16 protein-coding genes are annotated in these 21,281 nt (G+C 66.2%); 10 read left to right on the top strand and 6 right to left on the bottom strand.

Going from position 1 to position 21,281, the window contains the following annotated elements:
* Window positions 1–10 precede the first annotated feature (10 nt).
* Entirely contained in the window at window positions 11–865 is an 855-nt protein-coding gene (locus AC6JAC_RS17590) for a matrixin family metalloprotease (RefSeq protein ID WP_043439172.1), read from the bottom strand.
* A 56-nt stretch (window positions 866–921) separates the two neighbouring features.
* Complete coding sequence (locus AC6JAC_RS17585) at window positions 922–2,115, bottom strand: VIT1/CCC1 transporter family protein (RefSeq protein WP_028272061.1); 1,194 nt, start codon at window positions 2,113–2,115, stop codon at window positions 922–924.
* A 281-nt stretch (window positions 2,116–2,396) separates the two neighbouring features.
* On the opposite strand from AC6JAC_RS17585, the gene AC6JAC_RS17580 reads away from it, so the two are divergent.
* Entirely contained in the window at window positions 2,397–2,633 is a 237-nt protein-coding gene (locus AC6JAC_RS17580) for a hypothetical protein (RefSeq protein WP_028272062.1), read from the top strand.
* Window positions 2,634–2,724: 91 nt separating this feature from the next.
* Here the strand turns inward: AC6JAC_RS17580 and AC6JAC_RS17575 are convergent, their stop codons facing one another.
* The gene (locus AC6JAC_RS17575; RefSeq protein ID WP_028272063.1) at window positions 2,725–4,248 is read right to left on the bottom strand and encodes a sodium:solute symporter family protein; all 1,524 of its coding nucleotides are present in this window, start codon (window positions 4,246–4,248) and stop codon (window positions 2,725–2,727) included.
* A gap of 308 nt (window positions 4,249–4,556) precedes the next feature.
* On the opposite strand from AC6JAC_RS17575, the gene AC6JAC_RS17570 reads away from it, so the two are divergent.
* Window positions 4,557–5,132, top strand: a complete 576-nt coding sequence (locus tag AC6JAC_RS17570; RefSeq protein ID WP_028272064.1) for a helix-turn-helix domain-containing protein — start codon at window positions 4,557–4,559, stop codon at window positions 5,130–5,132.
* Window positions 5,133–5,218: 86 nt separating this feature from the next.
* Here AC6JAC_RS17570 and AC6JAC_RS17565 read toward each other — a convergent pair whose 3' ends face one another.
* On the bottom strand, window positions 5,219–7,195 hold the full coding sequence (locus AC6JAC_RS17565; protein WP_028272065.1) for an APC family permease: 1,977 nt from the start codon (window positions 7,193–7,195) through the stop codon (window positions 5,219–5,221).
* Window positions 7,196–7,589: 394 nt separating this feature from the next.
* On the opposite strand from AC6JAC_RS17565, the gene AC6JAC_RS17560 reads away from it, so the two are divergent.
* The 6 genes from AC6JAC_RS17560 (at window position 7,590) to AC6JAC_RS17535 (ending at window position 15,120) form a co-directional block, all read left to right on the top strand.
* Window positions 7,590–9,023 carry an ammonium transporter gene (locus tag AC6JAC_RS17560; RefSeq protein ID WP_497965778.1) on the top strand — a complete coding sequence of 478 codons (1,434 nt, stop codon included), beginning with the start codon at window positions 7,590–7,592 and terminating at the stop codon, window positions 9,021–9,023.
* A complete protein-coding gene (locus AC6JAC_RS17555) occupies window positions 9,020–9,361 on the top strand; it encodes a P-II family nitrogen regulator (protein ID WP_028272067.1) in 342 nt (113 codons plus the stop codon). The genes AC6JAC_RS17560 and AC6JAC_RS17555 overlap by 4 nt, the downstream gene beginning before the upstream one ends.
* A gap of 99 nt (window positions 9,362–9,460) precedes the next feature.
* Window positions 9,461–10,564 (top strand): agmatinase, encoded by a 1,104-nt coding sequence (gene speB, locus AC6JAC_RS17550; protein WP_043439174.1) that lies wholly within the window; start codon window positions 9,461–9,463, stop codon window positions 10,562–10,564.
* The gene (locus AC6JAC_RS17545) at window positions 10,561–12,255 is read left to right on the top strand and encodes a thiamine pyrophosphate-binding protein (protein WP_497965776.1); all 1,695 of its coding nucleotides are present in this window, start codon (window positions 10,561–10,563) and stop codon (window positions 12,253–12,255) included. Before speB ends, AC6JAC_RS17545 begins: the two co-directional genes overlap by 4 nt.
* 233 nt (window positions 12,256–12,488) lie before the next feature.
* Entirely contained in the window at window positions 12,489–12,968 is a 480-nt protein-coding gene (locus AC6JAC_RS17540) for a MarR family winged helix-turn-helix transcriptional regulator (RefSeq protein WP_028272069.1), read from the top strand.
* A gap of 103 nt (window positions 12,969–13,071) precedes the next feature.
* Complete coding sequence (locus tag AC6JAC_RS17535; RefSeq protein ID WP_231511325.1) at window positions 13,072–15,120, top strand: MFS transporter; 2,049 nt, start codon at window positions 13,072–13,074, stop codon at window positions 15,118–15,120.
* A 113-nt stretch (window positions 15,121–15,233) separates the two neighbouring features.
* Here AC6JAC_RS17535 and AC6JAC_RS17530 read toward each other — a convergent pair whose 3' ends face one another.
* Together AC6JAC_RS17530 and AC6JAC_RS17525 are read right to left on the bottom strand one after the other, a co-directional pair.
* Entirely contained in the window at window positions 15,234–16,142 is a 909-nt protein-coding gene (locus tag AC6JAC_RS17530) for a class F sortase (RefSeq protein ID WP_081818962.1), read from the bottom strand.
* A 79-nt stretch (window positions 16,143–16,221) separates the two neighbouring features.
* Window positions 16,222–16,989, bottom strand: coding sequence for a hypothetical protein (locus AC6JAC_RS17525; RefSeq protein ID WP_051629008.1), 768 nt, complete (start codon window positions 16,987–16,989; stop codon window positions 16,222–16,224).
* A gap of 506 nt (window positions 16,990–17,495) precedes the next feature.
* Between AC6JAC_RS17525 and AC6JAC_RS17520 the strand changes: the two genes are divergently transcribed.
* Together AC6JAC_RS17520 and AC6JAC_RS17515 are read left to right on the top strand one after the other, a co-directional pair.
* Window positions 17,496–19,229 (top strand): ABC transporter ATP-binding protein, encoded by a 1,734-nt coding sequence (locus AC6JAC_RS17520; RefSeq protein WP_028272072.1) that lies wholly within the window; start codon window positions 17,496–17,498, stop codon window positions 19,227–19,229.
* Window positions 19,226–21,268, top strand: coding sequence for an ABC transporter ATP-binding protein (locus AC6JAC_RS17515; RefSeq protein ID WP_497965773.1), 2,043 nt, complete (start codon window positions 19,226–19,228; stop codon window positions 21,266–21,268). The genes AC6JAC_RS17520 and AC6JAC_RS17515 overlap by 4 nt, the downstream gene beginning before the upstream one ends.
* Window positions 21,269–21,281 lie beyond the last annotated feature (13 nt).

Raw genomic sequence — 21,281 nt, 5'->3', positions numbered from 1 at the left:
AGCGGCGGGCTTACAGGTCTTTACGGCAGGTGGTCTTGCCCAGCTGGTAGAGGCCATTGAGGTCGCCCGCGGCAAGCCCGTCCGGGGTGCCGATCTCCGGGTACATCAGCTGCCGGGGGTCATCGACATGTTCGAGCCCCATGACGTGGGACAGCTCGTGCAGGATCACGGCGGTGGCGTACGCGGAGCCTTGCGGCCGCTCGAGTTCCCCGGTGATTTGCGGGGCGTCGAGGTCCAGGCTGCCGGTGACGAAGGTCTTCGCGCCGCCGTCGAAACTGTAGTGGGTGCTGCCGCCGGTGCCGATCACCTGGCCCTTCAGCTTAGGGGAGGCCTCCGGAGTGGTCCATGCGATGAGGAGCGGCGCCCATCGCTCGCCGTACCTCTCAGGCTGGTAGGGGTCCCGGTCCTCGGAGGGGGCTTCGGTGGAGGGGCCGTCGTTGATGAACCTGATCCCTGTGGCACGGGAAATCGTGCCGACGGCATCTTCCACCAGGTTTTCCGCGCCCGCCGGAGCCAGCGCGGCATTGACAACATAGTGCAGCGGGCGGCATGGCGAATAGCCCACCGGTGTGCCGTCGTCGTTCGTGGCCAGGAACTCAAAGGAATCGCTCGGCGCGGGAGGCTCCTCCGCGACCAGAAGCGGCGAGTCCGCTTCTTCCAGTCCCGGGGGAGGCGCGTCCGAACTGACTCCCTCGGCGGCGGCGGTTCCGGGCTGCTGGGCGGCCGCCTGTCCGTTGGGGACCGTGCTGTTCCGGAGCTGGAAGAGCCCCACGAAACGGGGGTCGCCGTAGAACAGGCCGGCAGCCGTGAAGGCAGCGGCGGCGATCACGGCCGTGAGCGCCGCTGTTCGAAGGATGCGGGCCACCGTGCCCGGCCCGCCGGCATGCCGTGGCCGGCGTTGTTCCGGCCGCGGACCCTCCACTAGGCGACCACCGCGCCAAAGGCCATCCCGAGGAGGTAGGTGACAGCGGCCGCGCCAATGCCGATGGCGAGTTGCCGGAAACCGCGGCTGGTGGGCGACGTCCCGGACAGCAGGCCGACGACGCCGCCCGTCACCAGGAGCGCGATGCCCACAAGGACCGCCGAAACCGCCAGTGCCGCGACGCCGGTCATGCCGAGAAGGAAGGGAATGATGGGAATGATGGCGCCGGAGGCGAAGAAGCAGAAGCTTGAGGCGGCCGCACTCCACGCGGTGCCCACGGCTTCGTGCTGGTCCTGCGCCTCAGGGAGTTCGGGCTGCAGCGACAGGCTGGGATCGCAGTCGCAGCTCAGCAGGCCCATGCGTTCAGCGACGCGGTGTTCGGCGGCTTCCCGGGACATCCCGCGGGCCAGGTACACCAGCAGCAGTTCGTTGTGCTCAATGTCCAGCCGTGGAGCGGCGGACAGGGTGATCTGGGTGGGCCGCGTTGCGGCCAGCAGTTCCCGCTGGGAACGGACGGAAATGAATTCGCCCGCCCCCATGGACAGGGCGCCGGCAAGGAGGCCCGCCACGCCGCTCAGGAGTACCACCTGGCTGCCGACGCCGGACGCGGCCATGCCCATCACCAGGGAAAGGTTGCTGACCAGGCCGTCGTTGGCTCCGAACACGGCGGCCCGGAAGGAACCGGCCAGCCGGTTCCGGCCGCGGGTGGCGAGTCCGCGGACAACTTCCTCGTGGATCTGTTCGTCGGCCACCATGGCAGGCGTCGCCGTGGGGTCCGAGGCATACGGGGAGCGGCCCTCCGCGCGCTGGGCCAGTGCCAGGACGAACACCGAGCCGAAGTGGCGCGCCAGGAATCCCAGGAGCTGGCTGCGCAGAGACGCCTGCCGCGGCTTCCCGGCGTGGTCGCCGAGGAGCCGGAGCCAGTGGGCTTCGTGTCGCCCCTCGGCCTCGGCGAGGGCAAGGAGGATGTCCCGTTCCTCGCCGCGGCGGTTCTGGGCGAGGTCGCGGTAGACGCGGGCCTCGGCGCGTTCGTCGGCGAGGTACTGGCGCCACCGCTTAATGTCGGCCGGGCTGGCGCTGGTCCCTGCGGGTCCGGCTGCTGCGGCTCCTGCTGCGGTGGTTTCGGGGATGCCTGCTGCCGGCTTGTCGGCGGGAAGGGCATGGCTGCGGTCAGATTTAGCGTGCTGAGACACGAACACTCCTGGGCTTGATAGGGCATGAATCGGCCCCATTGCAGCTCCAGCCTACCGCGTATTTCCGCGGATTTTCGGCTGGTATTCCTCACCGGCAGGTTTAGGCGGACCTCAAACCGGGCCCGGTCCGGCGCCTCCGGCCGCGGGCACTGGAGGCGTTGCGCAGGCCGGCAACGGACCGCCTATTGACCGCGGCGGATGCCGGTGTTGTGATGATTGCCAGGGCAGGTGCTTCCGTAGCCCGGCACCTGGCCGCACAACCAGACACGGAGGTTTGCACCATGGACACCACCGGATCACACCCCACCCAGCCGGAACGGGACACCCTCGAATCCGATCCCGCCTACGACTTTGCCGAGGACGCTCCCGTCGACGACGCCGGGGAGAGCGAGGAAGAGGAACTGTTCGAAGAAGCCGACCGGCTGGTTCCCCTGGGCGCGGAGGATTTCCTCGGCGACGAGAAGCCCGTGGTGCCGTTGGCGGAGGAAGAATTCCGTGAGCCCGGGGAAGCCGAATAGGTAGCGTCCGTTCCCAACGCACGACGGCGGTGCCTCCCCGCGCCGGGAGGCACCGCCGTCGTGCGTTTTTCTGCAGTACTGGTTGGCCGTATTAGTTGGCCGGAACCGGAACCTGTTCTTCTTCGGGGACGTTTCCGGCCACGCGGTCCTGCCAGTTCTTCATGACCTTGGGGTCGGTGGGCTTGGTAGCGACGGACACCACGAGGTACACCAGCGCCGAGGCAATGAGGCCGTAGTAGATGGGCTCGTTTGCGTAGATGCCGTCCAGTGGCGCCGCGGCGTTGATCTCAAGGTAGATCATGGTGCCGAGCGTGATGACCGAACCGACGGCCATCGAAGCTGCCGCGGCTGCGCCCGTGCCCCGCTTCCAGACGAGGCCGCCGAGGATCGCGACCAGGAGCCCGCCCACCAGGATGTCGTAGGCGATGGTCAGGGCCGCCACGACGTCCTTGGTGATGATCGCGATGAGGATGGCCACGATGCCCAGGCCCAGGACCCACATGCGGTTGGCCTTGACGTCGTGCTCGGGGTTGTCGGTGTCGTCAGTGTTGATGTCCTTGCCGAACCAGCTGGCCACGAAGGGCAGGACGTCGGCGCGGGCAACTGTTGCAGCGGCGATCAGGGCGCCGGAAGCGGTGGACATCATGGCCGCGACGGCCGCTGCGAGCACCAGGCCGCCGATGCCGATGGGCAGCAGGTTCTGGGCCACTTCAGCGTAGACAACGTCCTTGCCTGCAGTGGCCACGTCGATTTCCGGGAGCGCCACGCGTGCGCCCAGGCCGATCAGGGCGCCGGCCGCGCCGTACAGGATGCAGTAGATGCCGGCAGTTGCGCCGCCCCAGCGTGCAACGGTGGGGGTCTTGGCGGTGAACACGCGCTGCCAGATGTCCTGGCCGATCAGCAGGCCCAGGGTGTAGACCACGAAGTAGGTGATGATGGTCTGGATCCCGATGCCGTCGATCTGGAAGAAGCTGTCCTCCACGCGGCTGCGGATCCCGTCCAGGCCGCCCGCGGCGTTGAGCGTGAACGGCAGCATCAGGAAGAAGATTCCCACCGTCTTGATGACGAACTGGACCTGGTCGGCGAGCGTGATGGACCACATGCCGCCGATGGTGGAGTACACCAGGACGATGGCGCCGCCGATGGCGATGGCCAGGGCCCGGTCCCACCCGAACAGCACCACGAAAATGGTGGCGTAGGCGCCGGTGGAGGTGGCGCACAGCATCAGCGTGTAGGCCAGCATGACGATGCCGGATGTCTGGGTGGCGCGGCTGCCGTAACGAAGCGTCAGCATCTGGGACACCGTGTAGATCTTCAGTTTCTGGATGGTGCCGGCAAACAGCAGGCTCAGGAGCAGCACGCCGGCGCCGATGGCCACCACGAGCCACATGCCGGAGATGCCGAACTTGTAGCCGAGGCCCACGCCGCCCACCGTTGAGGCTCCGCCAAGCACGACGGCCGCCATGGTTCCGGTGTAAAGGAAGGGGCCCAGCCTGCGGCCGGCCACCAGGAAGTCGCTGTTGTTCTTTGTGCGGGATTTGCCCCACCAGCCGAAGGCCAGCATGGCGATCAGGTACACCACCACAATGGCGATGTTGACGAAGTTTGCGTCCATTTAATGGGCTCCTTGGAGCGAGTCGGCAGCAGGGCGGGAATTCGCGGCAAGTACGTGGGCCACGCCGGAATTCCGCTGCTATAGAGCGGGGATGCAGGGGGAGATCCCTGATGATGACAGGCTGACTGTCGTAGTGTTTACCTAGGGGATTGCCTATTAGACAACACTTGTTGCCTCAAAGGTTATGCTGTGATCCGGGTAACAGTCAAGCGGATGACACCATGGTCCGTTCCGGCGTCACAAGGTAGGTATCCCGCTAGGATGGCTCCAGCAATGGGGCCGTGCGGCCGGCTGTGAAAGGTTCGTAAATGAAGGCTCTACCAGTTGAACCGAGCAACATCCCGGTTGCCATCGGTTCGCGCATCCGCGCTGCCCGCCAGTCACAGCGGCTCACCATTGAACAGGTTGCAGACGCGACGGGCCTCACCAAGGGATTCCTCAGCAGGGTGGAACGCGACCTGACGTCACCGTCGGTGGCTTCCCTGGTGACCCTCTGCCAGGTCCTGTCGATCTCGATCGGAGACCTGTTTGCCGCACCGGAAACCCACCTTACGAAGAAGGACGAGGGGCCCCGGATTTCGCTGGGCGGCGAAGGCATCATCGAGCGCCTCCTGACCGCCCGCTCGGAACGCCGCGTCCAGATCATCCAGGCCGTGATCGAACCGCGCGGCCGCGGCGAATCCGAACTCTACGCCGTGGACTGCGACGTCGACGTCCTCCATGTCATCAAGGGCCGGATCCGGCTGATCCTCACCAACGAGGAATACGAGCTCAGCACCGGCGACACCGTCACGTTCCCCGGCCGGGAGCCGCACACCTGGATCAATCCCACCGACGACGCCGTCGAGGTGCTCTGGGTGCTGGTCCCCGCCGCCAGCCGCTGACGTAGCCGGGTTCGCGAGGCAGTCGGGGTCCGCGGACAGGCGGGGTCCGTGGACAGGCGCGGCAGGCGGGCCGGGCGCGCCGGGCCTCAGCCCACGTGGACCCAGGGCCGGCGGGTGACGTCAGGCTCCGCCTCGCGCAGCACTTCCCGGGTGACGGGGGCGATCTCACCCTCGCCGAAGAGCAGGAAACGCGTCAGGTTGGTGAGCGGGTTGCCCTCGGTCCAGCGGAAGTAGATGTGCGGCATCAGGCCGGTGACATCGCGGAGGTGCAGCAGGACGGCCGCCAGCGTGTTGGGCACGTTGTTGCTGTGGACTTCCAGAATGCGGAAGCCGTGCCGGATCTTCCCGGTGACCAGGAGCTCCTGTTCGAAGTCCGAGCTGTCGTCCACCAGGATCTCGATGAAGATCGCGTCGCTGTCCGCGGGAAGGTGGTTGGCCAGCTCGGCGTGCTCCAGCTTGGCCCGGTATCGCGCGGCGCTAAGGCGTTTGGGCTCGTGCGCGATCAGCCGGATGGGCCCCTCTTCGCTGGCGGCCATGAATTCCAGGGCACGTTCGTCCAGCCGGATGTGCGTGGCGCGCAGTTCGAAGGACCGCCGGACGCGGGACGCGAAGCTGACCATCACAATGCCCAGGATGAACAGGGCCGCGATCTTCAGGCCGTCGGGACGCTCCACCACATTCGCCACCGTGGTGTAAAGGAAGACGACGGCGATCGCGCAGAAAGCGGCCGTGCGGCCGCGTTGCTGCTTGCGCCGCGCGGACAACGTGACGGCGATCGACGCGGACGTCATCAGCACCAGGACGCCGGTGGCGTAGGCGCCGCCCTGGGCCTCGACGTCGGCCTCGAACACCACCGTGATGAGGAAGGCGACGGCGGTGAACACCAGTACCAGCGGCCGCACGGCCCGGGTCCATGCCGGCGCCATGCCAAAGCGCGGAAGGTAGCGCGGCACCAGGTTGAGCAGGCCGGCCATGGCGGAGGCCCCGGCGAACCAGAGGATGGCGATCGTGCTGAGGTCGTACACGGTCCCGAATCCGTCGCCCAGGTACTGGTGCGCCAGGAATGCCAGGGCCCGGCCGTTGGCCTTGCCTCCCGGCTGGAACTCGGCTGCCGGGATGAGGAAGGTGGTGATGAAGCTGGACGCGATGAGGAATGCGCTCATGATCAGGGCGGCCGTTGTCAGGAGTTTGTGCGCGCCGCGGATCCGGCCGGCCGGCTTGGCCTCAGTGTCGTCGGGGCTGCCCTGGATCTGCGGCATGACGGCCACACCCGTTTCGAAGCCGGAGAGTCCCAGGGCGAGTTTGGGGAAGACCAGCAGGGCGATGCCGATCATCACCAGCGGGTTGCCGTGCTGCTGGTTGAGGGCGGTCCACCAGTCCGTCACCACGTGGGCTTCGCTGTACACATGCGCGAGGCCCACCAGCACCACCACCGCGTTGAGGAGGAGGAACACTGCCACCAGGACAACGGCCACGTTGATGGCTTCCTTGAAGCCGCGGAGGAACACAATGCCCAGGCCCGCAATCAACGCCAGCGTAATGGCCACTTCCTGGCCATGGAGGAACTCCGGCGCAAACGGGTTTTCGATGGCGTGCGCGCTGGCATCGGCGGCGGAGAGCGTAATGGTGATCATGAAGTCCGTTGCCGCGAACCCCAGGAGAGCAAGGACGAACAGTTTGCCGCCCCAGCGCGGCAGGAGCCGTTCGAGCATGGCGATGGAGCCTTCGCCGCGCGGGCTTTCCGAAGCCACCCTGCGATACACCGGAAGGGCGCCGAGGAGCGTGACTGCCACCAGGACAACGGTGGCCAGCGGCGAGACCATGCCTGCGGCGAGCGCGGCGATGGCCGGCTGGTATCCCAGCGTGGAAAAATAGTCCACGCCCGTCAGGCACATGACCTTCCACCAGGGCTGGGGCGTATGGTTCGCCTGCGGCTGGCCGTGCGGCCCCTGGCGCTTCCCGGATCCTTCGGGCATGCCCTCCAGCAGCCAGCTCTTCAGGCTGTGGGGCTTGCGGTTGTACCTGTCCGAAGGGTCGGCGGGCGGCCTGGTCAGCGTGGTCACGGTTTCCTTTCGCGCAGCGTTCCCTGCGGCCGTGCGGGCCCGGTGTGCTGCTCCTGTTGGGAGCGTAGGCCCGGAAAAGGGTGCGGAACGGCGGCTTTAACGAAACCTTTACGCAACCCGTGACGGCCATCACCAGCCGGTGAGATGTACGTCACATTTTGGAAACCTGCCGGAAACCAGGAATTCATCCCCGGCGCCGCTGTTTAACGTGCCGGAAAAACAGCTCGGCCCTGGCGGTAACACCGCCGTTGTAGCGTCGGATAACGAGCGGCTGAGGAGCCCTGAAAAGCTGTCGATGCTCAATGGCTGTCTCGTTGTGTTGAATGGTCTCGTTTTGATTGGTCTCGCCGTAGTTGGCGCCCAGGAGCGCCACTTCCAGAGGAAGGCTCCCAAAATGAACATCTCCCTACTCAGCGTGGGCATGGCAGTGGATCCCACGGCGCTGGACCCCGGCGCCACAGCGTGGATGCTGGCGGCGTCCGCCTTGGTCCTGCTGATGACTCCCGGTCTGGCGTTTTTCTACGGCGGCCTCGTGCGGATGAAATCCGTCCTGAACATCATGATGATGAGCTTCGGTGCCATGGGTGTTGTTGCCGTGGTCTGGGCACTGTGGGGCTATGGGCTGGCGTTCGGCCCTGACACGATGGCCGGACTCGTCGGGGACCCCTTTGCCAACCCCGGCCTGAGCGGCCTGACCAGCAGCATCGGCGGAAAAGCGCCGGGCCTCCCGGACATGGTGTTCATCGGTTTCCAGGCCACGTTCGCCATCATCACCGTCGCTCTGATCAGCGGAGCTGTGGCGGAGCGGGTCAGGTTCGGGCCGTGGCTGCTGTTCGCCGCCTTGTGGGTGACCCTTGTCTACGCCCCGATCGCGCACTGGGTCTGGGGCGGCGGGCTCTTCGGCGCCACCGGCATCGTGGGCAGCAAAATCTCGGCGCTCGACTTCGCCGGGGGAACCGTTGTGCACATGAATGCCGGCATCGCGGGGCTGATGCTCGCCGTCGTGCTTGGAAAGCGCCTTGGATTCATGAAGGATCCCAACATCCGTCCGCACAACCTGCCGTTCGTGATGCTCGGCGCCGGGCTCCTGTGGTTCGGCTGGTTCGGCTTCAATGCGGGCTCTGAACTCGCCGCCGATGCCACCGCGGGACTGGCCTGGACCAACACCCTGCTGGCCACGAGTGCGGCACTCCTGGGCTGGCTGCTCGTCGAGCGGCTTCGGGACGGCCACGCCACCTCCCTCGGTGCCGCCTCGGGAGCCGTGGCGGGCCTGGTTGCCGTGACGCCGGCCTGCGGCTTCGTTGACCCCGTCGGCGCCATCCTGATCGGGGTGGTGGCCGGAGTGCTCTGTGCGCTCGCGGTTGGCCTCAAGTTCCGGATCGGCCTCGACGACTCCCTTGACGTAGTGGCCGTCCACTTTGTTGGCGGGCTGTGGGGGACGCTCTCGCTGGGATTCTTCGCCGTGCCGTCGGCCAAGACCGAAGGCGGGCTCTTCTATGGCGGAGGCCTGGCGCAGTTCTGGCCCCAGTTCCTCACCGCGGTGATTGTCACGGCCTGGAGCGCCATCATGACCACGCTGATCGGTTATGCCATCCACAAGACGATGGGCATGCGCGTAACCGAAGCCAGCGAGCGGAACGGCATTGACGTCACGGAGCATGCCGAAACCGCGTACGAGCTCCTCATGGTGGGGGGCACCTTCCACCCCGGCGAACACCACGCCAAGGCCGCACCCGGTGGTGCAGACCCTGCCGCGGACATTCCGGCGGAACTCCCGGCGGGTGTTCCGGCGGCCAGCCAGGGCGAGCGGGGCAAGGTGCGGACATGAAACTCATCACGGCCATCGTCCGGCCGGAAAAGGTTGAAACGGTCCGGGCCGCCCTGGAAGGGTTCGGCGTCAGTGGCATGACCGTCAGCCAGGCCAGCGGCTACGGGCAGCAGCGCGGCCATGTGGAGGTGTACCGCGGAACCGAATACAGCTCGGACCTGCTGCCGAAGGTCCGGGTGGAAGTCCTGGTGACCGAGGATGCCATGGACGGTGTCATGGCGGCCATCGAAGCGGGTGCCAGCACCGGCCGGTTCGGGGACGGCAAGATCTGGACCGTCTCCGTTTCCGATGCCGTCCGGGTGCGGACGGGGGAGCGGGGCGTGTCCGCGATCGACTGACCTGCGCGGTGGATTGGTAAACACTTGATGCACACTAGGAAACTAGCGTGTATGATGGGTGTCACACTACCGATCCATCCTCGAAGGAGAGGCGTTCCTTTGGAAGAGCTGCGCATCGAGGCCAACGGCAACCTTGGCCCCATCGATTCATCCCGCATCCCCCGCTATGCAGGGGCCGCAACCTACGCCCGCCTGCCGCGCCTGGACCAGGTGGCCAAGGCGGACATCACGGTGGTGGGAGTGCCCTTCGATTCCGGCGTCTCCTACCGCCCCGGTGCCCGCTTCGGCGCCAACCATGTCCGTGAGGCCAGCCGGTTGCTGCGCCCGTACAACCCCGCATGGGACGTCAGCCCCTTCGAGAATGTCCAGGTGGCGGACGCCGGCGACATGGCCGTCAACCCGTTCAACATCAACGAGGCCATCGAAACCATCCAGCAGAACGCCCTGGACCTGACGGCCGGCGGCAGCAAGCTGGTCACCCTTGGCGGGGACCACACCATTGCCCTGCCGCTCCTCCGGGCGGCCGCTGAGCGCGCCGGCGAGCCGGTGGCCATGCTGCACTTCGATGCGCACCTGGACACCTGGGACACCTACTTCGGTGCCGAATACACCCACGGCACCCCGTTCCGCCGCGCTGTGGAGGAAGGAATCCTGGACACCGAAGCCATCAGCCACATCGGAACCCGCGGTCCGCTCTACGGCAAGAAGGACCTCGACGACGACCACCGCTTCGGCTTCGGCATCGTGACCTCCGCGGATGTCTACTACCAGGGTGTCCTGGAGACGGTGGCCAAGGTCCGGGACCGCATCGGCAACCGTCCGCTCTACATCTCCGTGGACATCGACGTCCTGGACCCCGCGCACGCGCCGGGTACGGGCACGCCGGAGGCCGGCGGCATCACCAGCCGTGAACTGCTGGAGATCATCCGCGGCTTCCGCGGCATGAACCTCGTCGGCGCGGACATTGTTGAAGTGGCGCCGGCCTACGACCACGCAGAAATCACCGGCGTCGCTGCCAGCCATGTCGCCTACGAGCTCGTTACCCTCATGGCGGACTCCGCCGTCGAAGGCAACAGGTTCGGCGCGGCCAACGGCTACGCCGCCCAGGCCCTCGGGCAGGAGAAGAGGCACCAGGCCGGCTTCGCCGCCGCTGCCCAGTCCGCCGGAATCATCCGACCGGCCGTCGAGGAGTTCTCCAAGTGATCGATTTTGATCCGGGCGCGGCGGCCGCCACCGGCGTCCGCAACGGCGGGGATCTCGTCGTCGAAACCCTCGAAGCGCTGGGCGCCAAGACGGTCTTCGGCATCCCGGGCCAGCACGCGCTGGGCCTTTTTGATGCCATGGGCCGGGGAAACCTGCACTTCGTCTCCTCCCGCGTGGAAAACAATTCCGCGTTCGCGGCCGACGGCTACTCCCGCGCCACGGGAGAAGTGGGCGTGCTGTTCCTGTCCACCGGTCCCGGTGCGCTGACGTCCCTGGCCGGGCTGCAGGAAGCCTATGCCACGGGTGTGCCCATGGTGGTGGTGGCCAGCCAGATTCCGCTGGACGGCCTGGGCGCACGCCGCAAGGGCATGCTGCACCAGCTCGATGACCAGAAGGCCTCGGCCGCCAACGTCACCAAGAGCCAGCGCCTGATCCAGCACGCGTCCGGCATCCCCTCGGCCATCCAGGATGCCTGGACCGAGGCGATTTCCTCCCCGCAGGGACCTGTCTGGCTGGAGATCCCGCAAAACGTGCTCCTGGACCCCATCATGGTCCCGCCGGTTGAAGACGCCCTTGCCGAAGCGGCGGACAACCCGCCGCGTGTGGAACTGGTCCGCGAGGCAGTGAAATGGCTGTCGACGGCGGAACGTCCGGCGATCATCGCCGGCGGCGGGACGCGCCGCGGCCGGGCGGAGAAGTCACTGCTGTCCATCGCGGAAAAGCTGCGCGCACCGGTGATCTGCACTCCCGGCGGCAACGGCGCCTTCCCGTGGAACCACGAGTTGTCGCTGCAGTCCTGGATCGAGGACCGGTACATGACGGACCTGCTCGAGGACGCGGACGTGCTGATTGTCATCGGCTCCTCCCTCGGCGAAGTCACGTCCAACTACTTCACGTTCGAGCCGCGCGGCCGGATCATCCAGATCGACGCCGAACCCCGGGTCCTGGAGTCCAACCGGCCCGGCCTGGGCATCCGTGCCGACGCCGGACAGGCCCTCGCTGCGCTGGACGCCGCGCTGACCGAACCGCACGGGGAACGGGCCGACTGGCACGGCACCTCACCGGAGGCGCTGGTCAAGGAATCCCTGGCCAAGGTCAAGGCCCGGCTGGAGTCCCAGGACCTCGGCAAGGAACTGAAATTCATGGCCGACATCCGGGAAGCCGTCCCCGCGGACATGCAGACCTTCTGGGACATGACCATCTCCGCGTACTGGGCCTGGAGCTGCTGGGACGCCCGCGAGGGGCAGTTCCATTCCGCCCAGGGCGCCGGCGGGCTGGGCTTCGGCTTCCCCGCGGCCATCGGCGGGGCCGTAGGACTGGAGACCACGGGAAGGTCGGGCCGGTCAGCCCGCGTCCTTGCTGTTTCCGGTGACGGTTCGGCCATGTACTCCATTTCCGAACTGGCCACGGCCAAGCAGCACAACGTCCCGGTCACCTGGCTGATCGTGGACGACGGCGGTTACGGCATCCTGCGCGAATACATGGTGGGCGCCTTCGGCAAGGCCACCGCAACGGAACTGGCCCGGCCCGACTTCGTCAAACTCGCCGAAGCGTTCGGCGTCCCGGCCGTCCGGGTAACCCCGGAAAACGTGGGGGACGCACTGAAGGCGGGCTTCGCCGCGGACGGACCCAACGTCGTCGTCGTCGAAACCCTGCTCAAAATGTTCGGCCCCACCCACATGGGCGTCTAAGCAGCAGGCCCCAACCCAGCCAGCACCACCAGACCAACACCACCACCAGACCAGCACCACCACATAGCGCGAACGTACAGTTGAGGCCCCAAAAGCGGGGGCCTCAACTGTACGTTCGCGCTTGGCGTTTAAGGTGCCGCTTGCCCCGGCCGCACCGGCCGCTCGCTGGTTAGTTTCCCAAAGCAACCATTTTCGGATATAGTTGCTTAGGGCAAGCAAAGGGGTTATTCGCCATGGCAGTCGCACCAGAAACCGCAGCCGATCTCGTGTACCAGATCTTCGACCTCCAACGGGCTGTCCGCTGCGTCGCCATCTCCAGCACGCGCGGGCAGGACACCGGGGTGGCGCTCCAGGGCGTCCTGCGGTTCGTGGGGGAGGGGGAGTCCCGGGCCACGAAGCTTGCCGCCAGGCTCGGCGTCAGCGCTCCCGTCCTGAGCCGGCATATCGCCGATCTGGAAGAGCAGGGCCTGGTGGTCCGCCGTCCGGATCCTGAGGACGGGCGTGCCCAGCTGGTGGCGCTCTCGGAAGCGGGGGAGGGCAAGCTGCACGAAATAGAACAGCAGCGCACGGCAACGCTTCAGGGCTACCTGCAGGACTGGAGCCAGTTCGACGCCGAGGAGACCGCGAAAATCCTGAAAAAACTTGCTGAATCCCTCAGGGACTCAGCCCGGGCAACGACGGCCGGATCCACCGAAACAATTCCAACCGTTTAAGGAGCTGCACATGGCCAGCCACGCTACAGCCACCGGTCCGTCCCGGGCCCTGTCCACGACACCAACACCATCGCAGCCGTCGGCACCGGCGCCCCAAGCGGCGATGAGCCACCGCCAGATCATGGAGGCCCTCACCGGCCTGCTGGCCGCATTCTTTACCGCCATCATCAGCAGCACCATCGTCGCGAATGCGCTGCCCACCATCATGTCCGAGCTCAAGGGCACCCAGACGGACTTCGCCTGGGTCATCACGGCGGCCCTGCTGGCCAACGCGGCCACCACACCGATCTGGGGAAAGCTCGCCGACCTCTTCGACAAGAAAGTGCTCGTCCAGCTGAGCATTGTGATCTTCGTGGCCGGTTCCGTCATGGCGGGCCTGTCCGAAACGATCCCGCTCCTCTTGACTGCCCGCGTCATCCAGGGTGTCGCCATGGGCGGCCTGACGGCTTTGGCGCAGGCCATCATCGGCTCCATCATCCCGCCCCGCGACCGCGGCAAGTACTCCGGTTACATGGGCGGCGTGATGGCCGTGGGTACCGCCGGCGGCCCGCTGCTGGGCGGATTCATCGTGGACAGTCCGCTCGGCTGGCGCTGGACCTTCTTCGTCTGCGTACCGTTGGCCGTCATCGCCCTGATACTGCTGCAGATCACGCTGAAGCTACCCCACGTCAAACGCCACGCGAAGATCGACTGGCTCGGGTCCATCCTGCTCACCTCCGGCGTCAGCCTGCTCCTGATCTGGGTGTCCTTCGCCGGCAACCCGGACTACTACGACTGGTGGTCCTGGCAGACAGCGGCCATGGTGGGCGGCGGCGTACTGCTCCTGGCCCTCCTGGTCGTCGTCGAATCCAGGGTGGAGCAGCCCATCATCCCGCTCAAGATCATCAGCGAACGCACCACGGCCCTGGCCATCCTGGCCTCCGTCGCAGTGGGCGTCGGCATGTTCGGATCCTCCGCCTTCCTGGGCCAGTACTTCCAGGTGGCCCGCGGGGCCACCCCCACCGAAGCCGGCCTGCTGACACTGCCCATGATCGCCGGCAACCTGATCGGCTCGGTACTGTCCGGCCAGCTGATCAGCCGGACCGGCAAATGGAAGCGCTACCTGATTGCCGGTTCCATCCTGTTGATCGGCGGCCTGGGACTGGCCGGCACCATCGACCACACCACCGAACTCTGGCTCACCGGCGTCTACACCGCAGTCCTTGGCCTGGGCCTCGGCCTGCTGATGCAGAACCTCGTGCTGGCGGTGCAGAACACCGTCCGCGCCACGGACATCGGCACTGCCAGCGCCTCCGTGGCATTCTTCCGCTCGGTGGGCGGCGCGATCGGCGTGTCGGTGCTCGGCGCCGTCCTGGCCAACCGTGTCAAGGAACTGGCTGCCGAAGGCCTCGCCGCCGCCGGGATTCCTGTTACGGGCGGATCAGCCGGTGCCAGCATGGACCTTCAGGACATGCCCGCCCCGGTCCGGGACATCATGCGGGCGGCCTACGGCGACGCGACGGCCGAGATCTTCCTGATCTCCGCGGCCATCGGCATCATTGCCCTGGTTGCCATCCTGTTCATCAAGGAGCAGCCGCTGCGCCGCACCGTGGACATCGTGCCGGCAGCAACCGCGGCCAACGCCGCTGGGAGCAAAGCCCCTGAGGCCAACGCCTCTGAGGCCAACGCCCCTGTTGCCAATGCCGAGCCGGGCACGGCAGGCGGGCCCGGAATCGTGGACCTGGACCGGGAGTTCATCGAGGTCCTGAGCAGGCAGCGCGCCCAGGAATCCCGGTTCCCCGACGCCGCACGCCTGGACCGAGACGTTACTCGCGACGAGCACGGCCTCCGCGGCGGCGACACCCCGGCGGCAGGCAGGGAAGGCTTCCGGGAGCGTTCCCGGACCATGGTGGCGGACCCGCGGCCTGAAGCTGCCGACGTCTTCCCGCTCCTCCTGCAGACCCAGCAGTTGCTGGCGGAGCAGCAGCTCCAGCTGGCAGAGGCATTGCGGGCCGTCCACGAGCAGTCGGCGGAGCAGCGTGAGATCGCTGCCGAACAGTCACGCATCAGCGAGCAGCTCACCACCCTGCGGCGGCAGCTTGCCAAGGAGCGGAAGCTGCAGCGGGCGGCGGCGGACTACATCGCAACGCACGGGCGGCACCGGAGCGAGTAGCAGCAGCCACTAACGTCCGACGGCGACGGCGGCTGAGTGCCGCCGTCGCCGTTGCGATGTGGTTGCCATGCCGTCGTCGTCAGGGCTCAGGATTCAGGCTCAGGGCTCAGGGCTCAGGGTTCCGGGACCGGGGACGCGACCACCACCACGTTCTTGCCCCAGGGGTCTTCCGTGTAGCAGCTGATGAGGACCAGGCGGTTGGGAAAACCGGTCCAGATGGGACTGTCCTTCAGGCTTGACTTCACGTAGGTGTCCACCGAATCCACCCGGTACCGCATGGTTCCCGTTGCTGTGGTGACTTCCAGGATGTCCCCCGGGGAACTCGATGCGCTGAGCCGGTTGAACGGGGCGTCGCGGCCCTCCCAGCTGTGTCCGAGGATGTAGGTGCTGTTGGTGGACCCGGCGCCGGGCATGCCGAAGTTAGTCACCCAGTAACCGTCCACAGTGATCGGCGGCACGATCGCCTGGGATTCCAGTTCCTCCGGCGCCGGGGTGAGCGGATGGATGGTGACGTCCAGCCCTGCAGAGGGATACACGATCCGGGTGGGCGCCGCGGCCGGTGGATAGTTGGGAACGGCCGGCGTGGGCTGCTGTGCCGCGGGCGCCGCAGCCGGTGATTTCCTGCCAGCCTGGGCCGCCGAGCCCTTGCCGCTCCAGGCGAACGTATCCGGCGGGACGGCATTCCCCGGGATGGCGGACCGTGAATACGGAGCAGCTTCCAGATGGAGTCCGGTCCCGCCAGAGGAGTTCCCGGCGCTGAGGAGGCCCGGCAGGAACGTCAGGGCGAAGAAGGCCGCAACGCCGGCAAGCAGCAACAGCCGGTCGCCACGGTTAAGTGACAGGCGTTTCAGGAAGGGCAGCTTGCGGGCAAGATGGCTGAGCCGCCAGCCTGCGGCGGATTGGCGCTCGCCGGCAGCGGGGCTAGGAATAGCCGTGGGGGATTGGCTCTCGCCCGCCTCCGGGACAGCGGTCCGGCTGCCAAGGGGCGGGCTGTCTGCGGGCTTGTTGCCGGGGAAGGACATCTGAACTCCTCCAGGGAGAGTGGTATGGACGGGCATCGCACCGCGATGGCGGATGCCCGTCCTCACCGCAGGATCGGCCCTATTTGGATCCGGGCACGTCCTGCAGGCGTCCCCGCTGCCTCAGGGCAATCAGCCCCGTCGCCCCGAGGAGCGCTGCCAGGCCGCCGAACCAGGCCGGCATTCCGGCGTCGGGCTGGCTTCCGGCCGCAGTCTGGGCGTTAAAGCCCCGGTTGACCACGGGTACCGCTGCAGCCGCCCCGACCGGTGCCGCTGCAGCTCCTGTTGGAACCTGTGCCGGCGGAGCCACTGCTGGTGGTGTCACTGCCGGTGGTGTCACTTCCGGAGGTGTTACCACCGGCGGGACTACGACGGGCGGTACAACGACCGGCGGCTTCTCTTCCTCTTCCTCTTCATCTGCGACGCAACCACCGGCCGGGACCGGGTAGATGTCGGCGCGGCCGTTGTGTCCGTCCTTGTGGCCGTGCCACCAGGCCTTTTCCGGAATCGTGATGACAACGTACGGGTTCTTCTCGGATCCCGTGGCGTGGCAGATCGTGATCTTGTCCGGACCGTGGCCCGAGTCGTCGTCGTCATCATCCTTGCCGCCCGGGCAGCCGTACGCCGGCGCCGGAATCAGGTCGCCTTCATGCGAAGCATGGCCGCCGTTTCCGTTGACCGCGTTTTCGCTGACGGTGATGTGGGCATACGGGTTCGATTCCGAGCCCGTTGCGTGGCAAATACTGACTTTTTTGTCGTTGTCATCGCCCTTGTCGCCGGCATTTGCCGGCGCCGTGACGCCAATTAACGCAATGCCGGCAACTCCGGCAGTTGCGAGGATTCTCTTCATGGGATTCTCCATCTGGATCATTTTGGACTGACCAGACTGCGGGAACGGGAGGCCCATGGAGGAGCCGACCGTTGTTCGTAGATGCCCAGATCACCTGCGACTCTCCTGCAGAGTTGTCAACTATCTGACCACTTCACGCTAAGCCTCAAACACTGCGTAATCGCGAGTGGCCGGTACTTGACTGGGCACTCGTTTTCCACAGCCAATCCCCTTTGAACCGAGGGGTGACACCCGTTTCTCCCGTAACAGGGTGCACGTGTGCACGCTGCACTGCGACTGCGACTGCGACTGCGACCGCGACTGCGCCTGGGGCTGCAGCGGCGCTGCGGCCCCTGCAAACCGGCCGACAAGACGGCCCTTGGCCGGTACGCCGTTCGGATGATATTTCCCGGGCGTTGTTTCGCCGAGGCAACGAATTTCGTAGAGTGGGAAGGCTGAGAGTGTCAGTCCCCGCTGGTATTACTTTCTTGCATACACTTCGCGCACTTTCCAAAGGACTCCCGGGCATGCTTGTCACCCTCATACGGCGCTATTCCAAGCCGTATTTGCCGTATATCGCGGCAGTCATTCTTTTCCAGCTGGCATCCACCATCGCTGCCCTCTACCTGCCCAGCCTGAACGCCCAGATCATCGATGAGGGCGTCTCCCGCGGCGACACCGACTACATCTGGAGGACGGGCGGGCTGATGCTCGGCGTTGCGCTGGTCCAGGTGGCCACCGCCATCACCGGCGTCTACTTCGGTTCCAAGGCAGCCATGGCATTCGGCCGGGACCTCCGCCGCGGTGTCTTCCGCAAAGTGACCAGCTTTTCGGCCAAGGACGTCAACGTTTTCGGCGCGCCCACCCTGATCACGCGCGGCACGAACGATGTCCAGCAAGTGCAGATGCTCGTGCTGATGGGCCTGAACTTCATGGTGGCAACGCCCATCATGTGCATCGGCGGCATCATCATGGCCCTGCGCGAGGACCTGAGCCTGTCCTGGCTGGTCTGGGTTTCCGTCCCCGTCCTGATTGCCGTGGTGGGCTACCTGGTGGTCCGCCTGATGCCGCTCTTCCGCTCCATGCAGACGAAAATCGACCGCATCAACGGCATTCTCCGCGAGCAGATCATTGGCATCCGCGTGGTCCGGGCCTTCGTCCGTGAACCGCACGAGACGGAGCGTTTCGGCGAAGCCAACCGCGATCTCACCGACGTCTCGCTGAAGATTGGCTCCCTGTTCGTCCTCATGTTCCCGGCCATCGGCATGATCCTGCACGTCTCCACCGCAGCCGTGCTGTGGTTCGGCGGCCAGCGCGTGGATGCGGGGGACATGCAGGTGGGCTCGCTGACCGCCTTCCTGCAGTACCTGCTGCAGATCCTCATGGCGGTCATGATGGGCACATTCATGGCCATGATGATTCCGCGGGCCTCGGTCTGCGCGGACCGCATCGGTGAAGTGCTCGACGTCGAGCCCTCCATCCATGAACCGGCCGTGCCCGTCGCGCCCGCCCGGCGGACGGGACGCGTGGAGTATCGCAACGTCTCCTTCGCCTACCCGGGAGCCGAGGAACCTGTCCTGAGTAACATCAGCTTCACGGCCGAGCCCGGCCAGACCGTGGCCATCGTCGGGTCAACCGGGTCGGGCAAGACCAGCCTGCTGTCGCTGCTGCCGCGGCTCTACGACGTCGAGTCGGGTGAAGTACTGCTCGACGGCGTCCCCATCACCAACCTGGAACGCTCCGAAATCACCGGCCGGGTGGCCATGGTGCCGCAGCGCCCATACCTCTTTTCCGGGACCATCGAGCACAATCTGCGGTTCGGCAAGACGGAGGCCACGGACCAGGAGCTGTGGGACGCCCTCACGGTGGCCCAGGCTGCCGACTTCGTCCGGGACAAGAAAAACGGGCTCGAATCCCGGATCGCCCAGGGCGGCACCAACGTCTCGGGCGGCCAGCGCCAGCGCCTGTGCATCGCCAGAGCCCTGGTGACCCAGCCCAAGGTGTACTTGTTCGACGACTCCTTCTCGGCGCTCGACGTCGCCACGGATGCCCGGCTGCGCCGTGCGCTCAAGGCAAAGACGGCGGACGCCACCGTCATCATTGTGGGCCAGCGCGTGTCCACCATTGCCGATGCCGACCAGATCCTGGTGCTGGACAACGGCCGGATCGTGGACCGGGGAACGCACGATGAACTGCTGCTGAGTTCCACCACCTACCAGGAAATCGTCGAGTCCCAGCTGACCGCGGAGGAAGTGGCATGAGCACCAACGAAAAACTCGCGGCCGGCCAGGACACGGTTCCCGCGGAAGAGGACGATTTCTACGAAGAGGAATACAAGCCCACGGAGGCCGACGGCGACATGTTCGGCGGGACGCCGGCGAAGAAGGCAGAGCACTTCTGGCCCTCCGCCAAGCGACTGATGGGCTTGCTGAAACCCGAGGCCGCCGGCATCGCCGTGGTCCTCGCAATGGTGACAGTCGCCGTCGTGCTGAACGTCGTTGCCCCGAAAATCCTGGGGCAGGCCATGGACGTCATCTTCGGGGGAGTGGTGGGCAAGCAACTGCCCTCCGGAGTCAGCAAGGACCAGTTTGTCGACGGTCTGCGCGCCCAGGGCGAGAACAACTTTGCGGACATGATCGCCAAGATGGAACTCGTCCCCGGTGTGGGAATCGACTTCCAGAAGCTGTCGTTCCTGATCAGCGTGGTGCTGGTGATGTACTTCGTGGCGAACATCTTCACCTGGCTGCAGGGCTACGTTTTGAACGTGCTCGTGATGCGGGTGGTCCGCAAATTGCGTGACGACACCGAGAAAAAGCTCAACCGGCTCCCGTTGAACTACTTCGACACCCGCCAGCGTGGCGACACCCTGTCCCGCGTCACCAACGACGTCGACAACATCCAGCAGGCGCTGCAGCAGGCCTTCGCGCAACTTCTCAGTTCCGCGCTGACGGTGCTCGGCATCGTGATCATGATGTTCGTTGTGTCGTGGCAGTTGGCCCTCATCGCCCTGGTCGCCCTCCCTCTGTCCGGCGTGGCCGCCGGCATCATCGGCTCGCGCAGCCAGAAGCTGTTCGCCGCGCAATGGAAGAACACCGGCCAGCTCAACGGCCAGATCGAGGAATCGTTCTCCGGCCACGACCTCGTGCGGGTCTTCGGCCGCGACGCGGACATCCTGGCAAGCTTCGACGAACGGAACGAAGCCCTTTACAAGGCCAGCTTCGGCGCCCAGTTCGTCTCCGGCATGATCATGCCGGTCATGCAGTTCGTCTCCTACCTCAGCTACGTGGGCATCGCGGTGGTCGGCGGGTTGCGGGTGGCTTCCGGCGGTATGAGCCTGGGTGACGCCACCGCCTTCATCCAGTACTCGCGGGAGTTCACGCAGCCACTGGGCCAGATGGCAGGCATGGCCAACATGCTGCAGTCCGGCGTTGCCTCGGCGGAACGCGTCTTCGAATTCCTGGATGCGGACGAACAGGATGCCGAAACCGCCACCGAGCACCTGCCCGCCAAGACCGACGGCCACGTCGATTTCAGGCACGTGACGTTCAGCTACTCGGCGGACAAGCCCTTGATCGAGGACCTTTCGTTCACCGCCGAGCCGGGTCACACCGTGGCCATCGTCGGACCCACCGGCGCAGGCAAGACCACCCTGGTCAACCTGGTGATGCGGTTCTACGAGCTCAGTTCGGGAAGCATCACGCTGGACGGCGTGGACATCACGCACCTGAGCCGTTCCGAGCTGCGCGCCAAGGTGGGCATGGTGCTGCAGGACGCATGGCTGTTCGGCGGCAGCATCTACGACAACATCAAATACGGAAACCTCAACGCCACCGAGGACCAGGTCATGGAGGCCGCCCGGGCAACGTTCGTCGACCGGTTCGTCCGGGCACTGCCGGACGGCTACAACACCGTCATCGATGAGGAAGGCAACAACGTCAGCGCAGGTGAGAAGCAGCTCATCACCATCGCACGGGCTTTTGTGGCCAACCCGTCCCTGCTCATCCTGGACGAGGCAACCAGCTCCGTGGACACCCGAACGGAAGTCCTGGTCCAGAAAGCCATGGCAGCACTGAGGACGGACCGCACCAGCTTTGTGATTGCGCACCGACTGTCCACCATCCGCGACGCCGACACCATCCTGGTCATGGAGGCCGGGCGGATTGTGGAACAGGGCAACCACCACGACCTGCTCGAACTCAAGGGCGCCTACCACCGCCTCTACATGTTCCAGTTCGCCGGCGAGGACGCGGGCGCCGCTTTGGCGGATTCCGCCGACAACACGACGGCGGTCCGAAGCTGAGCGCCGCCGCCCG

The sequence above is a fragment of the Arthrobacter sp. KUASC02 genome (assembly GCF_059739395.1).
Note: the sequence above shows the minus strand (reverse complement) of the source record. Positions and strands in the feature narration are given on the sequence as shown.

What these genes read in the sequence shown, in the direction of transcription:
- AC6JAC_RS17540 (WP_028272069.1), top strand. Translation starts at nt 12,489, where the DNA reads ATGGCAGTCGCACCAGAAACCGCAGCCGATCTCGTGTACCAGATCTTC.
- AC6JAC_RS17520 (WP_028272072.1), top strand. Translation starts at nt 17,496, where the DNA reads ATGCTTGTCACCCTCATACGGCGCTATTCCAAGCCGTATTTGCCGTAT.
- AC6JAC_RS17560 (WP_497965778.1), top strand. Translation starts at nt 7,590, where the DNA reads ATGAACATCTCCCTACTCAGCGTGGGCATGGCAGTGGATCCCACGGCG.
- AC6JAC_RS17535 (WP_231511325.1), top strand. Translation starts at nt 13,072, where the DNA reads ATGAGCCACCGCCAGATCATGGAGGCCCTCACCGGCCTGCTGGCCGCA.
- AC6JAC_RS17555 (WP_028272067.1), top strand. Translation starts at nt 9,020, where the DNA reads ATGAAACTCATCACGGCCATCGTCCGGCCGGAAAAGGTTGAAACGGTC.
- AC6JAC_RS17525 (WP_051629008.1), bottom strand. Translation starts at nt 16,989, where the DNA reads ATGAAGAGAATCCTCGCAACTGCCGGAGTTGCCGGCATTGCGTTAATT.
- AC6JAC_RS17575 (WP_028272063.1), bottom strand. Translation starts at nt 4,248, where the DNA reads ATGGACGCAAACTTCGTCAACATCGCCATTGTGGTGGTGTACCTGATC.
- AC6JAC_RS17515 (WP_497965773.1), top strand. Translation starts at nt 19,226, where the DNA reads ATGAGCACCAACGAAAAACTCGCGGCCGGCCAGGACACGGTTCCCGCG.
- AC6JAC_RS17580 (WP_028272062.1), top strand. Translation starts at nt 2,397, where the DNA reads ATGGACACCACCGGATCACACCCCACCCAGCCGGAACGGGACACCCTC.
- AC6JAC_RS17570 (WP_028272064.1), top strand. Translation starts at nt 4,557, where the DNA reads ATGAAGGCTCTACCAGTTGAACCGAGCAACATCCCGGTTGCCATCGGT.
- AC6JAC_RS17530 (WP_081818962.1), bottom strand. Translation starts at nt 16,142, where the DNA reads ATGTCCTTCCCCGGCAACAAGCCCGCAGACAGCCCGCCCCTTGGCAGC.